Here is a 15,104-nt window from a genome sequence, read left to right on the forward strand (position 1 = left end):
TATGGCTGAGCAACCAAAATCTAAAATTATTCGGGAATTTGGACTGTCCAGTCTGAGTGTAGATAACTCTACCTCGGTGGTAATATTAACCTTAATTATCACCGTGCTCGGTTTGAGTGCATATAGGACAATGCCGAAGGAGAGTTTCCCTGAAATTGTAATTCCAACAGTTTATGTAGGAACTCCTTATCCAGGCAACTCTCCAGTGGATATGGAAAATCTCATCACGAGACCCATTGAAAAAGAATTGAAATCTCTGAATGATGTCAAGGATATCAAATCCACTTCTGTTCAGGACTTTTCTTCCATAGTCATTGAGTTTAATCCCGGGGTAGAAATATCCAAAGCTATCCAAGATGTCAAGGATGCAGTGGATAAGTCAAAAAGTGAATTGCCGACTGATTTGGATCAGGACCCAAATGTCCTTGAGATAAATACTTCGGATTTCCCTATAATGAATGTGAATATTTCTGGAGACTATTCGGAGTCGGAATTAAAGAAGTTTGGGGAGTACTTGGAGGATGAGATTGAAAAGTTGGCTGAAATTTCCAAAGCAGATCTTGCCGGAACCGTGGAAAGAGAAATTCAGGTCAATGTCAATCCTTATAAAATGGAGGCGACCGGAGTGAATTTTAGTGATATCTCTGGTGCCATACAATCTGAAAATGTGACCATTTCTGGCGGTAATATCCGGGCTGGAGACTACACACGCTCTTTGAGAGTGGATGGAGAGTTTTCAGACCCTATGGAGCTTCTGGATATCATAGTCAAGACGGATAATCAAAAGATCGTATATCTAAGGGATGTAGCTGAGGTCAAAGATACCTACAAGGAAAGAAGTTCTTATGCCAGAAGCAAAAACCTTCCAGTTGTAACAATCAATGTAACCAAGAGGTCAGGAGAAAACCTACTTATTGCTGCTGATAAGATCAAAGCTATTATCGATAAAACCAAGGCAAATCGTTTTCCTTCTGACCTGGAAATAACCATCACCAATGATCAGTCTAAGCAGACGAGATTACAAGTAAGCGATTTGGAAAACTCCATTATTTTCGGAGTAATCCTGGTGGTTTTGGTATTGATGTTTTTCCTTGGATTCAGAAATGCTCTCTTCGTGGGTATTGCCATTCCACTATCCATGTTCATTTCCTTCCTGGTGCTAAATGCCTTTGGAATCACACTGAATTTGATGGTGTTATTTTCCCTCATCCTCGCATTAGGTATGTTGGTTGATAATGGCATTGTGGTAGTTGAAAATATCTACCGATTGATGTCAGAAGGGCTCAGTGCATCCGAAGCCGCGAAACAGGGAGTAGGAGAGGTAGCTTGGCCAATTATTACCTCTACAGCTACTACATTGGCTGCATTCCTTCCATTGGCATTTTGGGATGACATTGTGGGAGAGTTTATGAAGTACTTGCCAATTACTTTGATAATTGTCTTGTCTTCTTCACTGTTTGTAGCATTGGTGATTAACCCTGTATTGACTTCCCTTTACATGAAAGTGGAGGATGTTTCCAAGGATAAACCTAAACAGAAGCCAATCATTGTTGCGGGAAGTTTTCTGATTTTCTCTACACTATTGTATTTATTGGGTTGGACAGCTCTTGGTTCATTAATGTTGGTTGCCTGTGTATTGACCTTGTTTAATGTCTTTGCATTGCGAAAGGCTATTCGATGGTTCCAGACCGTTTTCTTGGTTAACCTTGAAAATTTCTATGAAAAAGTATTGGATTATGCTTTGCATGGTAAAAGGCCATATTTCTTCTTTGGTGGAACAGTTCTTCTCTTAGTTCTTTCAGTTGCCTTATTAGGTATCAGAGCACCAAAAATCCTTTTCTTCCCTGATAATCAACCACAATTGGTCAATGTTTTTGTGGAGTTTCCCATTGGAACTGACATAGAGGCAACAAATGAGTTTGTGGATAAAATGGAAGATGAGGTAATGGTTACTTTGGAGCCTTATCAAGGAATCATCGAATCGGTTATCACCCAAGTTGGTGAAGGTACAGGAGATCCAACAGAAGGCCCAAGCAATCAGGCAACGCCACATAAAGCAAAAATGACCATTGGTTTTGTGGATTACATCGATAGACAGGGTGTAAATACCAATAAAGCAATGGAAGATATCCGGGATATGGTTGAAAAATATCCAGGTGTCCAAATTACAGTAGATAAGCAAAGAAATGGTCCGCCTGTAGGAAAGGCTGTTAATATTGAATTTATAGGTGAGGATTATGAGCAATTAATTGCTTTTGTAAACAGGACTAAGGAATATCTGGATAAGCAAAATGTAGCCGGTTTGGAGGAATTGAAGACTGACCTTTCATTGGGAAGTCCTGAGGTAGTGCTGAATATTGATAGAGAAAAGGCAAGGAGATTTGGACTCTCTACTTCAAATATTGCTACTGAATTGAGAACCTCACTTTTTGGATTGGAAGTATCCAAATACAAGGAGGGAGAGGATGATTATCCTATTCAGTTGAGGATGATGGACGAGTATAGATATGATATCAATACGCTTGTCAATAAGAAGATTGGTTTCCGGGATAAATTTGGGGAGAAAAAAGAAGTCCCAATAGCCTCTGTTGCAGATGTAAAATATGGTTCTACCTATGGTTCTGTGAAAAGAAAAGATCTGGAAAAAGTCATCACGATGTTTTCCAACGTCTTGGAGGGCTATAACCCAACTGAAATCAATACACAGATCAAGAATTTGATGGCTACTTATGAAGTTCCGGATGGAATTCAGGTGAAGTTTACGGGGGAACAGGAAGAGCAAGCTAAATCACAAGCATTCTTAATGCGAGCCTTGGCTATAGCAGTTTCCTTGATTTTCTTGATCATCGTTGCGCAGTTTAACTCAGTTACCACTCCATTCATCATCATGGCCTCAGTTGTCTTAAGTACTATTGGGGTATTCTTAGGCTTGGTTATTTTCAACATGGATTTCGTAGTGATTATGACGGGTATCGGAATTATTTCTCTTGCTGGGGTGGTGGTAAACAATGCTATTGTATTGATAGACTATACCAATCTTGTCAGAGATAGAAAGAGGGAGAAATTAGGGGTAAAAGATGGAGAATATTTATCCTATGAAGAATTGGTAGGAAGTATTGTAGAATCAGGGAAGACGCGTCTTCGTCCTGTACTACTAACAGCAATAACTACAGTACTGGGATTGATACCTTTGGCCATAGGAATGAACATCAATTTTGGCACTTTATTGAGTTCTTTTGACCCTCAGTTTTATGTGGGAGGAGATAATGCAGATTTCTGGGGTCCAATGGCTTGGACCGTGATTTTCGGGCTAACCTTTGCGACCTTCCTTACGTTAGTGATCGTACCAGTCATGTACTTGCTGGCAGATAAGTTAAATATGAAGCTGCGTAAGGTAAAAGCATGATTGATTTAAGGTTGGTGGTTTTTTTTGAAAAAACCTCCGGGACAATGTTCCGGGGGTTTTTCGTTTTTTAAGAAGAGAATCTTCTGTCTAATTTCAAGCGGAATTTTAATTCTTCCTTGTCTTTAAATTTAAGAGTCCAACATAAGATTCATTGTTTCCGACATTTCAATAAAAAATATATTGTAATTAAGGGGCTGTCTCCAAAGTGATTTGGTCACATTGAGTATCCCGAAGACCTTACGAGATCGATTTTAGGCTAAAAGGATAATAACGGCCCTCATCCCCTGCATGATGCCAGGTGGCCTCGCAGACTGACATTAAACAGAATTATGAGACAGCCCCAATTAATTTTTAAAAAGGCAAATCATCCTCACCTTGCACTACCGTTGCCTTTTCCTTGCCTTTGGGGGATCCCAAAAGCAGAAAGTCGTGGACTACGATTTCTGTGATATATCGCTTGTTTCCGTCTTTGTCAGTATAATCTCGGTTGGAGATTTTTCCCTCTACAGCAAGCTCAGAACCCTTGTCGGTGTACTTTTCCAAGATTTCTACTTGCTTGCCCCAAATCACAAGGTTATGCCAAGTGGTTTCCGTTACTTTCTCACCTTGTTGATTACGGTAAGTTTCATTGGTAGCAAGATTGATTTTGCCCAATTTCCTTCCAGACTCTAAAGTCTTAACTTCAATTTTGTCGCCTAGACGGCCGATTAGCTGAACTTTGTTTCTTAGCGTGTTCATAGTTTTTGTTAGTTAAAATTTGACATGCATCGTTTTCGCCAGAGGAAAACTTGATGAGCCCAAGTTCAGTAACAGGTCGAAAATTAGTCGGGAGGCAGTCGATAGTATCCGATAGCAGTCGTTTGTTGTCGGATAATATGCCTTTAAATAGGTTTTGGGCTATCTCTAAATTTGAAATGAAAAAATAAAATCTAAAATTGAATTGGAAAACCACCAAAATAATGGATAAAAAAATCTCAGAATATTTTTCCAGTGGTTGTGGGCGTTGCTCCTTATTTCAAACTCCTCATTGCAAGGTTCACACTTGGCAAGAAGAATTGTTGCTGCTTCGCAGCTATGTCATAACAACAGAATTGGTCGAGGAGCTTAAATGGTCGCAGCCTTGCTATACTTTGAATGGGAAAAATGTACTAATCCTCTCATCATTTAAGGATTGTGTCTTTTTGTCTTTTTTAAAAGGTTCCTTGATGAAAGACCCAGCAAATATTTTAGAGTTTGCTGGACCAAATAGCCGAACTGGAAAGCTATGGAAATTTTATAATGCAGACTCAATCAGGGAAAACAGAGAATTAATTATCCACTATATCCAAGAGGCAATGGAGATAGAAAAATCAGGAATCAAAACTTCTTCTATAGACACTAAGCCCAAGCTTCCCGAAGAACTTTTAGCGTATTTTAGAAATGATAGTCTTTTCAAAAAAGCCTTCGAGTCTTTAACTCCAGGTAGACAAAGAGGCTATTTGATTTATTTCAATCAGGCGAAGCAATCTGGTACTAGGATGAAAAGAATCCAAAACTCAGTTGTAAAGATTATGGAAGGCAAAGGGTATAATGAATTTTAATTCGCTGTTGGTCAATTTGCTGATAATGTGTAAATTAAATAATTGCCTTTTGATCTTTAAATCAGCTCCATGGAAAAATCTATTGATTGGACGACTTTCACCCGTAGAATCCATATTCAGAAACCAGCTCAATTGGTCTTTGATGCTTGGACTCAAAAACGATTATTAGAAACTTGGTTTTTAGAAATAGCTGAATTCAAAGACTCAAACGGAGTTGGAAGAAAGCCCATTGAAACTGTTCAGCAAGGGGATACTTTTTCTTGGAAATGGAACAATTGGCCACATCGAGAAGAAGGGGAGGTATTGAAAATAAAAAATAAAAAACTCATCTCCTTTACTTTTGGCCCTGGAGGCATTGTTGATATTCATTTGAAAGAAAGCAAATGGGGAACTGAAGTCACCTTAATTCAAAAACAGATCCCTACTGACGATAAACATAAAATGGAACTTTTTGTGGGTTGTTATGGTGGATGGACTTTTTGGTTGGCGAATCTAAAAGCTTGGATGGAGCATGGTATCACTCTTCATGCAACTGGCTTAAATGAAGGAGATACAACTAATTTGGTCAATTCCTGAATTACATCCTCCTAATTAAATCAGCCGCTAAGGAAATATTTTCTACTTCGGCGAATCTTTCGTGTTGGATTTCATGGTCTATTTGCTCATGAATCCAAGTAATATGAAAAGGTATGTGAATGGCATGTCCGCCTATTTCTAGCACGGGTAGTATATCAGATTTTAAGCTATTGCCTAACATGACAAAATCCGAAGGAGAAACATCTAAATGGCGAATGAGCTTTTCAAAATCTGCCACTTTCTTTTCACTCATAATTTCTATGTGATGAAAATATTTTTCCAGACCTGACTTCTTCAATTTCCTTTCCTGATCCAAAAGGTCGCCTTTGGTTGCTAAAACTATCCTGTAATCCCCGTTCAAACTTTTTAAAACTTCCTCAACCCCAGGAAGGAGTTCAACGGGCTTTTCCAGCATTTCTCGACCAATTTTGATCACTTTTTCTATCAATAAAATCGGCATTTTATGCTCACTGATTTTCATGGCTGTTTCTATCATGGAAAGCATAAAGCCTTTTATTCCGTAGCCATATAATTGGAGATTTTCTATTTCTGTTCGGTATAGCTCCTTGATTATCGCATGCTCTGGCATAAAGTCTTCTAGTAGTGAAGCGAATTTTTCTTCTGCTTCTCTGAAAAATGGTTCATTCAACCAAAGTGTATCATCTGCATCGAAAGCAATTACTTTAATCGGCATTAGTTTAGAGTTTTAATCCAATCCAAAAGTACTAATCTCCAGTTTTCCACAGTTCCTTTTCCCATTCCAAAAGCAAAACCATGTCCGCCACTTGGGTAAAGATGTAATGAGGCCGAAACTTCATTGGCTCTTAGAGCCTGATAATAAAGGAGGCTGTTTTCTACTGGAACAGCCAAATCATCTTGAGCATGAACCAAAAAAGTAGGTGGAGTATTGGCATTCACATTTTTCTCATTGGAAAAACGATCGATGAGTTCCTGTGAAGGCTTTTCTCCCAATAGGTTTTTTCTGGATCCCCCATGAGTATATTGATCTTGGAATGTGATGACAGGATAAACTAAAATGGAAAAATCCGGTCTTGCTGAAATATTGTCAATTTTATCTTTGGTTCTTTCCAATTCATAGGAAAATTGGGTGCTTAGTGTTGATGCCAAGTGTCCTCCAGCAGAAAAGCCCATTACGCCAACTTTTTCTGGATCGATATTCCAAATTTCAGCATGATGTCTAACCAACCTTAATGCTCTTTGTGCATCTAATAATGGAACTTCCTTGGGATTGATTAGAGACTGGGAAATCGGAAGTCTATATTTAACTACTATACCTGCAATTCCCTGTGAATTCAGCCATTTGGCAAAATCTGTCCCTTCCCAATCATAAGCTAAGATTCCATATCCTCCCCCTGGAAAGATTACGACTGCCTGACCGGTAGCAATTTGCTTTGTTGGAAGATAAACTTCTATGCTAGGGATTTGCACGTTTGATATTCGAAGGATTCCTTCTTGGATAGAAACTTCTTGAGACCCAGATGTAATCTGTAGAGGCGGATTACCTTTCCAAAGTGATATGATATAATTCTGAGCCAATACAGATATTGAAAAAAAGATGAAAAGAAAAGTAGGAATAGCCTTTTTCATATTTTTGACTTTAATTTTTCATGTTTTACAGAATCCTAAACAATATTTATCTATAAATGTAATACCCTCTAGCTTTAATGATATTCGTTGTTATTATTTTAATTTTTTTTGCTCAATGGGAATGATTAATTGAAAAGATTTTTGTTCTGAATCAATTTCAAGTCCCCATCTTTGCAGGCTGGGTAATTCTAAGGATTTTTCTCTATACTCATCCGGTGTCATAATTGGGATACCATAAATGATTGGGAAATATCTTTGACATTTAGAACAATTTAGAATTCCCTCGATGATCTGCTTATCTTCTGTTTCGAGAATAACTTTTATTGAAAGATCATTTTTGTCAAAAGGACAGCAGAGTTTTTGAATTAGTTTTCTATTCATGATGATTTTTCATTTTTTGGATATAGTCTAGAGATGCTTTTTTGGGATTAATCTGATTCATGATCCCTGAAATAACAGCTAAGCCCTGATAAGAAAATTCTTCAAGTAGGTGTAGGTTTTCGGGCTTAATACCTCCAGAAAGAAATATTGGTAAAGAGGTTAATGTTTCGGCCTGCCTTATGGTTTCATGCTTTACGAGCTGACAGGTATCTACCGAGGAGGAAGGGAAAACAGAACAAAAACTGATATAGGAAAGCTTATTTTCATTAGCCCACTGAATTAGCTCCAACTCATTACCAACGGTAAGTCCAATCAGTTTGTCTTCAAGTCGTTTTTTAATGATATTCCAGTCTGCTGGGATATGATCAAAATGTACTCCGTCTAGCTCAGTTTCCAAGGCTAATATCCATTCTTCATTGATTAGTACAGGGACTTTGAAGTGGTCTGCAATTTCCTTTACTCTTTTGCAAAATTCTTGTTTTTGAGTTTGATCTACACTCTCAGACCAGTTATTCCAAATCTGGACAACTCCTAGTCCCGCCTCAAGTGCAAGTTGGAGTTTAGAATATGTAGACTCCCAGTTTTGGTTTGGGTCTAATACCAAATAGAGTCCAGAAAGTGATTTCATGAAATTCCAGATTTAAGGGCATTATAAAATGCCTCCCAATAGGGGTCTTTACCATCAAATTCAAAAGGTATTACATCCCCATTTTGACATATTATTTCTTTTGTTTGGGAGGAAGTAAAATTTCCTATACAGCATGCTTCAATGTTATGTTGTTCATATAGTTGAAGCAAAGGTTTTTCTAATTCTTTTTTTACAGATAAAAGTAAGGCTCCGGCCCCAATCGAGATTAATGGATCTATTTTGAATAATTCTGCCACTTCTCTGATTTCATTTAGGACGGGAATTTTAGTTCGATTTATCACAAATCCCAATCCAGAAGCATCTGCCATTTCATTTATAGCTCCATAGACTCCACCTTCGGTGACGTCGTGCATAGCTCTAAGTTCGCTTTTGTGATTTAAATTAGTAGAAGCCAGCATTGCCTCGGGGAGAACGGAGAGCTTCCAAAAGTTATTTATTGCTTTTTGGAATTTTGTTTCTCCTAAATTTCGCCGGACATAATCAGGAAAAGCCATAGCCAACAATGAAGTACTTGACAGAGCAGCTCCCTTTGTTAGGATTAAGGAATCTCCATCCTGTGCTAGGTTACTGGTGAGAATTTTATCCTTTTGAGCCTGTAAAAACATGGTTCCACCTCCTGAAATAGTAGAATCTTGTCCAGGTACCTGTCCGGTATGTCCTCCGGTGATTGAAACATCCAATGTTTCACATAGATCATGAATATACTGCCAATATTCGTCAAATTGCTCCCTACTCAGGTTGGAAGGAAGATTCAGTACAAATTGGGCATATTGTGGAGCAAATCCAGTTGTGCACATATCATTGACCAGCAAATGGATTGAGAGCCACGCAGATACCTTCATTCCCAAGGAAGGGATTAAAGTCAATGGGTCTGAAGATATAGCTAATGCGCTACCATTTCCTAAATCTATGACCGCTGTGTCAACCCCAAATTTGGGACCACAAATCACCTCTTTTCTTTTGGCACCGTAACGGTTCAAAAGGTTTTGCTTGAAAATTTGTGCACTTATTTTTCCTGAGAAATTTTCAAAAGCACCCATTATACATCATTGAATTGAACATATAAACCAAAAAAATCACCAAAAGGGACTTTCCACTGCTTTTTCGGAAACCATTCAGGAAGACCAGTAGCATTCCATTCGATTTTGAAATCCCTATCAGGAAGGGCTTTATCTAGAAGGTTTTTCAATGATGCTGGTGTGTAAAAGTTGGCAGTCACGTAATAATTATTTTTGCCAAAAAACTGCTGGACTCTTCTTCGAATTAGTTTAGGAGTATTACGGTTCATCATTCCAAAAATAATCCCATACTTTCCTACTCTAGCAGCTTCTTGGATTACAGCTTCGGGGTTTTTGTAATATTCGAAGGTAGTAATGAAGGCCAATGCATCGAAGGAGTGGTTCTTGAAGGGCATATGGTGCGAGTCAGCCAAAACCAGATCTCCATCAAAAAGCTGTACGCCTTGGGCTAGCATAAATGGGGAAATATCCCCTCCAGTAGCTTCTATGCCGACCTCATGCCACCAGCGGGTAAATCTAGTTGTTCCGCAGCCAAATTCTAATAAGGTCTGAACTCGGCGATCTTGCTTAATTAAGTCCTCTAAAGTCTTTTTTTGCCAAACTTCTTGTTTCTTATAAGGGCCTTCGTAGTATTGTTCGTAATGATCTGTATCATCTCGATTGAAGAACCATTCTTTTCGACCTTGCCAGGTTCGAATTTCCTCAGGTACAACTTGAAATTTTTCTTGTTGGATTAATTTGCTCATTCGTCTAAATAGTTAGACCTGAATGAATCCCATAAAGAATAGAGCCTTATTGGCATTTACAATTCCTACGCTGGCATTATCCAGATCAGGTTTGCGGGTATGATCTCAGCCTTGATTAGGCACCCCGTTGTTAATGTATCAAATATAAGTACAAACGAGAGAAAGTCTAAAAACTTTATGATTATTGCTCTTTTGCAAAAGTTTTAAAATCAAATATCTTTTCACAAATAGCCCATTTCCAGTGAGGAGGAGTTCCAGGTAGATTTTGTTGATATTGTCCTACAAAGGATTCCCACTCCTGCACTTTAGGATTGGCTAGGTCCAATTGTTCTTTTTTCTCAAAACTGAAATCATCTTTGGTTATTAAAGTCATGCTGAGCCTGTTTTTCCAACGAAAAATATTCATTTCAAGAATTCCTGATTCTTGAATGCTTTCCAGAATTGGTTCTGGCACAGCTTGATGGCATTTATCATAGGCCTCGATAGCTTCAGGTTCATCTTTCAAGTCACAGATCAAGAGGAAAGTTTTCATCAGTTTATCAAATTATAAAGCATTCAAGTTCTTCTTTCGACGTTGGACTTGGTAGGCGAAAAGGCCGACCACCACAAAGCAAATTAGTGGCAGAAAAAAGGAGAATCGAACTTCGGATACGCCCAAGATTTGAATATCGGTATATCCCGAACCTCCCCAGTCCAAGACTATTCCCTGTAAAGTAGGCATGATTGCTCCGCCTACAATTGCCATAACCAAAAATGCAGCCCCAAACTTGGCGTCTTCTCCTAGTCCTTCCAAAGCGATTCCGTAGATGGTGGGAAACATTAATGACATGGCAAAACTGATTCCTACCAAACTGTAAAGCCCTAATTCTCCTGGAATGAAAATTGCCCCTCCCGTAAAAAATATGGCTAGAACTGAAAAGGAAAGCAGAAGATTGGTTGCTGAAATATATCTCAAGAGGAAAGTGCAAATCCACCTGCCTATCAAAAATAAAATCAATGCTGCATATCCGTAATTCACAGCATCTGCATTCTCAATTCCCATTGCTTCTGCATATTGATAAATATAGGTCCAAACCATAATTTGAGCACCTACATAAAACATCTGAGCGATCGTTCCTCCCACGAAATTTTTATTAGAAAAAAGCCTTTGCATGCTCGGCCAGAAATTAATTTTTCCGCTATCCTTTGACTCAGGCATTCTAACCAAAGCTATAAGAAGCATGATTCCTAACACCACCAAACCTAGCATGACATAAGGGTTCCTTATGACCATTAGATCATTGGTTCGAACCAGCGCTTTAGAAGCTTCTTCCAAAGTGGGGTAAATTAATTTCCCGTTTTCATCCAAGTTATTGGATTGCAAAGCATTCAGAATAAATTGTTTTGCTACGAAAAGGCCAGCCAATGCGCCCATAGGATTAAATGCTTGTGCAAGGTTGAGTCTTTGTGTGGCCGTGGCCTCTGCTCCCATGGAGAGAATATAGGGATTAGCTGTAGTTTCCAGAAAAGCCAATCCAAAAGTCAAAATATATAAGGAAGCTAAAAAGAATCCATAGCTTTCCCATGCAGCTGCTGGGTAAAAGAGTAAAGCTCCAAAAGCATATAAGCCTAAACCCAACAAGACTCCGGTTTTATAAGAGTATTTTTTAATAAAAAAGGCTGCTGGCAAAGCCATAGTGAAATAACCTCCATAAAAGGCCATTTGCACCCATGATGCTTGGACATTATTCAATTCCAGAACTCGCTTAAAAGCCGCAACCATGGGATTGGTGATGTCATTGGCAAATCCCCACAAGGCAAATAAGGAGGTAATTAAAACAAAGGGAATAAGAAGATTTTTTGGGACTATGGGAGTAGCTGATTTCATAAAGCCCTGTCAAGATGAGTATAGCCCCCATCTACGAAAAGATGTTGGCCGGTGATATGGGAAGATCTGGGTGAAAGCAGAAACAGGACCATAGCTGCAATTTCATCAGCTTGAGTCATTCTTCTTCCCAGGGGGATTTTCCGGTTTATTTCTTCCAGTTTTTCTTCTGGATTTGGAAAGGATTGGATCCAGTTTTCATACATCGGGGTATATACTTCTGCTGGGATCACTGCATTAACCCTGATCTGATAGGGGAGAAGTTCTGCTGCCCACTCACGAGTCAGAGCTAGCTGTGCTCCTTTTGCAGCGACATATCCAGATGTTCCTCCCTGACCAGTTACTGCTGTTTTGGAAGAAATATTTACTATGCTGCCTTGACTTGTCTTTAGAGCTGGCAGAGAATAATGCGCTAAATGGTAATAGTGGAATAAGTTTTTAGACACTGAGTTTTCAAATGCCTCCGGATTACCATTTTCCAAACCTACTCCATCATTGGAACCTGCATTATTTACTATGCCATCTATTCTTCCAAATTTTCTTAGGGTTTCCTCAACAGCTCTTGACGCATCGGCTGCCCTTACTAGTCTTAAAGGAAGGTGCAAGGCTTGATTATTTGCAAAATCAATAATTTGCCTGGCTTCTTCTCCCGATGGATCGATAATCACAGGAATCCCTCCTTCCTCAATCAGTCCTTTTGCAACTGCAGCTCCGATACCTTTGGCACCGCCCGATATGAGTATCACTTTTTGATTGAGGGAGAGATTCATAGTAAATAAATTTAGGCTAGCTTAATTTGTAAAATTTTTCAGCCGTATTTCCCATTATCCAACTTTTTTCATCTTTGGAAAGCGTGTCTGTAAACTCTTCAACTACACCTATCACTTGCTCATATTCTGCAGCAAGAAGACAAACCGGCCAATCACTTCCAAACATGAGTCTTTGAGGTCCGAATAGCTCCAAAGCAATTTCTAAGTATGGATAAAGCTGATCCTTATTCCAGTTTTTCCAATCTGCCTCCGTCACCATTCCTGAAATTTTGCAGTGAATCAGCTCTCTTTCCGCTATGGGAGCGAGGAGTTTTTGCCATTCTTTCCATTCCCCTTTTTGGATAAAGGGTTTAGCAAGATGGTCTATGACAAAAGATTGATTTGGGCATTTTTTAACCAACTCCAAAACAGCTTTGAGATGCTGGGGATATACCAATATGTCATAAGTATAACCTTTGGAATGTAGCGTTTGTAAACCTCGTATAAAGTTCTCCTGAAGCATATAGCGAGGATCTTTTGACTGCAATACTTCCCGGAAGCCCTTCAACTTAGGATGTTCATTGTATTCCTCCAGCTTTTCCTCCAAATTTTCTGAAGTCAGGTCTGCCCAGCCAACCACTCCCAAAATCCAGGGATTTTGATCTGCTAAATCCAATAAATAATCTGTTTCCCGATAGGACTCGACTGCCTGAACCGCAACACAGCCATCCAAATGAAATTCATCTAGCAATGGCTTTAAATCGCCTGGTAAAAAATTTCTGCGAATCCTTTTCATGGAGTCGTCTATCCAGTCCTGATTTTTTGGGTTATACTCCCAAAAGTGCTGATGGGAGTCAATTCTCATGCTTCAGGATCATTGATGGCCACTTGTCTTGAGATTCCAAGGCCTTCTATTCCCAATTCAACCACATCACCATGCTCCAAATATTTGGGTTCTGGCTTGAGTCCCATGCCGACGCCCGCTGGAGTACCAGTGGAAATTATATCACCCGGCAATAAGGTCATGTACTGACTGATATGAGATACTATGGTTGGAATGTCAAATATCAAATCAGAAGTTGAGCTGTCTTGAAGAATTTTTCCATTGAGTTTGAGCCATAATCTCAATTGGTGGGGATCGGGTATTTCTTCTTTGGTTGCTAAAAATGGACCTAGTGGTGCGAAGTTGTCTGCGCTTTTTCCTTTTACCCACTGCCCTCCATGATTGAGTTGGAAATCCCGTTCGCTTACATCGTTGTGGAGGCAATATCCTGCTACATGATCCATCGCATTTTCAACGGATACGTATTTTGCCCTTTTCCCAATTACCACTGCCAGCTCAACTTCCCAATCTGTTTTCTTTGAGTTTCTTGGAATAAAAATAGGATCATATGGCCCAGATAGGGAGGAAGTGGCTTTCATAAATAAAATTGGCACCTCAGGAACTGCCATTCCTGCTTCAGCAGCATGCTTTCTATAATTCAAGCCAACACAAATGATTTTGGAAGGTCTGGCGATAGGAGAGGCTAGTCTGGAGTTAGCCGGGATTTCAGGAAGTTTGGATTGATTGGCCTGCAGCCAAACTTTCAATCTTTCCAGTCCATTATTGGTTAAGAAGGTCTCATTCCAGTCCTCTCCAAAGCTGCTACAGTCTAGATTTTTTCCTTCTGAATTTTGGATTCCGGGTTTTTCTTGTCCCTTTTCTCCAAATCGGATAAGTTTCATTCAAATAGGTTTAGGTTATGATCAGGTTTATATCTTACATTTTCAGGTTCTGAAAACCTCCATCAATATTGAAGTTTGTACCAGTAATAAACTTTGAGTCCTCACTGCAAAGAAAATAAGCCAGTGCGGCGATTTCTTCTGGTTTCCCCATTCTTCCCATAGCTTGTGTGGAGGCAAGTTTTTCGAACATTTCTTTTTCTTTTCCGGGATAATTCTTTGCCAAAAAACCATCAACGAAAGGTGTGTGGACTCTGCCAGGGGATAAGCAGTTGCAGCGAATTCCCTGATCTACATAGTCCCGCGCAATACTCAAAGTCATGGAAAGAACTGCACCCTTGCTCATGCTGTAGGCAAAGCGGTCTGGAATACCCATGGTAGCTGCTACAGAACAAAGGTTGAGAATAGCTCCTCCTCCTTCTGAAATAAGTTTTGGCAATGCTGCTTTGGTGACCAAAAACATTCCCTTCACATTGACCTGAACTATCCGGTCAAAATCCTCTTCACTCGTGTTTTCTAGTTTTCCAATATGGGAGATGCCTGCATTATTTATAAGAGCATGAAGTTTTCCTGAAAGGGTTTGGATTCTTTGCCTGACTTGATCCAATGAGGTAATGTCTACATGCCAAAAAGTAACCTGATGTCCTTTCTCTCTTTCTATGGTTTCTGTCTTTTGACCTTCTGTAGAGTTTGTATCAATAAAAAAGACCCGAGCACCTTCAGTAGCAAATTTTTGAACCATTGCTAAGCCTATTCCACTTGCTCCTCCAGTAATCAGGACTTGTTGCTCTTTCATTCTTGGGT

At 39.3% G+C, this 15,104-nt stretch carries 16 protein-coding genes and 1 riboswitch; of the genes, 3 read left to right on the forward strand and 13 right to left on the reverse strand.

All coding sequences use genetic code 11. From position 1 onward, the window contains the following. The first annotated feature begins 1 nt into the window (after nucleotide 1). Entirely contained in the window at nucleotides 2-3,406 is a 3,405-nt protein-coding gene (locus GYM62_RS03035) for an efflux RND transporter permease subunit (protein WP_219958247.1), read from the forward strand. Between the two features lie 351 nt (nucleotides 3,407-3,757). Here GYM62_RS03035 and GYM62_RS03040 read toward each other — a convergent pair whose 3' ends face one another. Continuing rightward, nucleotides 3,758-4,144 carry a single-stranded DNA-binding protein gene (locus GYM62_RS03040; RefSeq protein ID WP_091654629.1) on the reverse strand — a complete coding sequence of 129 codons (387 nt, stop codon included), beginning with the start codon at nucleotides 4,142-4,144 and terminating at the stop codon, nucleotides 3,758-3,760. Between the two features lie 221 nt (nucleotides 4,145-4,365). On the opposite strand from GYM62_RS03040, the gene GYM62_RS03045 reads away from it, so the two are divergent. Both GYM62_RS03045 and GYM62_RS03050 read left to right on the forward strand, forming a co-directional pair. Next, nucleotides 4,366-4,986 carry a YdeI family protein gene (locus GYM62_RS03045; protein WP_219958248.1) on the forward strand — a complete coding sequence of 207 codons (621 nt, stop codon included), beginning with the start codon at nucleotides 4,366-4,368 and terminating at the stop codon, nucleotides 4,984-4,986. A 69-nt stretch (nucleotides 4,987-5,055) separates the two neighbouring features. After that, nucleotides 5,056-5,562 (forward strand): SRPBCC domain-containing protein, encoded by a 507-nt coding sequence (locus tag GYM62_RS03050; protein WP_219958249.1) that lies wholly within the window; start codon nucleotides 5,056-5,058, stop codon nucleotides 5,560-5,562. A gap of 1 nt (nucleotide 5,563) precedes the next feature. Here the strand turns inward: GYM62_RS03050 and GYM62_RS03055 are convergent, their stop codons facing one another. From GYM62_RS03055 to GYM62_RS03110, 12 genes are all read right to left on the reverse strand, one after another. Beyond that, on the reverse strand, nucleotides 5,564-6,256 hold the full coding sequence (locus tag GYM62_RS03055) for an HAD family hydrolase (protein WP_219958250.1): 693 nt from the start codon (nucleotides 6,254-6,256) through the stop codon (nucleotides 5,564-5,566). Then, on the reverse strand, nucleotides 6,256-7,170 hold the full coding sequence (locus tag GYM62_RS03060) for an alpha/beta hydrolase (RefSeq protein ID WP_219958251.1): 915 nt from the start codon (nucleotides 7,168-7,170) through the stop codon (nucleotides 6,256-6,258). Before GYM62_RS03060 ends, GYM62_RS03055 begins: the two co-directional genes overlap by 1 nt. 93 nt (nucleotides 7,171-7,263) lie before the next feature. Continuing rightward, nucleotides 7,264-7,551 (reverse strand): Trm112 family protein, encoded by a 288-nt coding sequence (locus GYM62_RS03065; protein ID WP_219958252.1) that lies wholly within the window; start codon nucleotides 7,549-7,551, stop codon nucleotides 7,264-7,266. After that, complete coding sequence (locus GYM62_RS03070; protein ID WP_219958253.1) at nucleotides 7,544-8,179, reverse strand: thiamine phosphate synthase; 636 nt, start codon at nucleotides 8,177-8,179, stop codon at nucleotides 7,544-7,546. The genes GYM62_RS03065 and GYM62_RS03070 overlap by 8 nt, the downstream gene beginning before the upstream one ends. Continuing rightward, nucleotides 8,176-9,240 (reverse strand): AIR synthase family protein, encoded by a 1,065-nt coding sequence (locus GYM62_RS03075; protein ID WP_219958254.1) that lies wholly within the window; start codon nucleotides 9,238-9,240, stop codon nucleotides 8,176-8,178. Before GYM62_RS03075 ends, GYM62_RS03070 begins: the two co-directional genes overlap by 4 nt. Further along, nucleotides 9,240-9,965: a class I SAM-dependent methyltransferase gene (locus GYM62_RS03080; protein WP_219958255.1), complete on the reverse strand. Its 726-nt coding sequence runs from the start codon at nucleotides 9,963-9,965 to the stop codon at nucleotides 9,240-9,242. Before GYM62_RS03080 ends, GYM62_RS03075 begins: the two co-directional genes overlap by 1 nt. Nucleotides 9,966-10,010: 45 nt before the next feature. Further along, nucleotides 10,011-10,102, reverse strand: a riboswitch (TPP riboswitch). Between the two features lie 44 nt (nucleotides 10,103-10,146). Beyond that, a complete protein-coding gene (locus GYM62_RS03085; RefSeq protein ID WP_219958256.1) occupies nucleotides 10,147-10,497 on the reverse strand; it encodes an L-rhamnose mutarotase in 351 nt (116 codons plus the stop codon). A gap of 12 nt (nucleotides 10,498-10,509) precedes the next feature. Next, nucleotides 10,510-11,832, reverse strand: coding sequence for an L-fucose:H+ symporter permease (gene fucP / locus GYM62_RS03090; RefSeq protein WP_219958257.1), 1,323 nt, complete (start codon nucleotides 11,830-11,832; stop codon nucleotides 10,510-10,512). Further along, the gene (locus GYM62_RS03095; protein ID WP_219958258.1) at nucleotides 11,829-12,599 is read right to left on the reverse strand and encodes an SDR family oxidoreductase; all 771 of its coding nucleotides are present in this window, start codon (nucleotides 12,597-12,599) and stop codon (nucleotides 11,829-11,831) included. The genes fucP and GYM62_RS03095 overlap by 4 nt, the downstream gene beginning before the upstream one ends. A 16-nt stretch (nucleotides 12,600-12,615) precedes the next feature. Further along, the gene (locus GYM62_RS03100; RefSeq protein WP_219958259.1) at nucleotides 12,616-13,443 is read right to left on the reverse strand and encodes an amidohydrolase; all 828 of its coding nucleotides are present in this window, start codon (nucleotides 13,441-13,443) and stop codon (nucleotides 12,616-12,618) included. After that, nucleotides 13,440-14,303 (reverse strand): fumarylacetoacetate hydrolase family protein, encoded by an 864-nt coding sequence (locus GYM62_RS03105; protein ID WP_219958260.1) that lies wholly within the window; start codon nucleotides 14,301-14,303, stop codon nucleotides 13,440-13,442. The genes GYM62_RS03100 and GYM62_RS03105 overlap by 4 nt, the downstream gene beginning before the upstream one ends. A gap of 34 nt (nucleotides 14,304-14,337) precedes the next feature. Next, complete coding sequence (locus GYM62_RS03110) at nucleotides 14,338-15,096, reverse strand: SDR family NAD(P)-dependent oxidoreductase (RefSeq protein ID WP_219958261.1); 759 nt, start codon at nucleotides 15,094-15,096, stop codon at nucleotides 14,338-14,340. Nucleotides 15,097-15,104: the final 8 nt, after the last annotated feature.

The sequence above is a fragment of the Algoriphagus sp. NBT04N3 genome (assembly GCF_019443765.1).
In the GTDB taxonomy this organism is placed as follows: domain Bacteria; phylum Bacteroidota; class Bacteroidia; order Cytophagales; family Cyclobacteriaceae; genus Algoriphagus; species Algoriphagus ornithinivorans.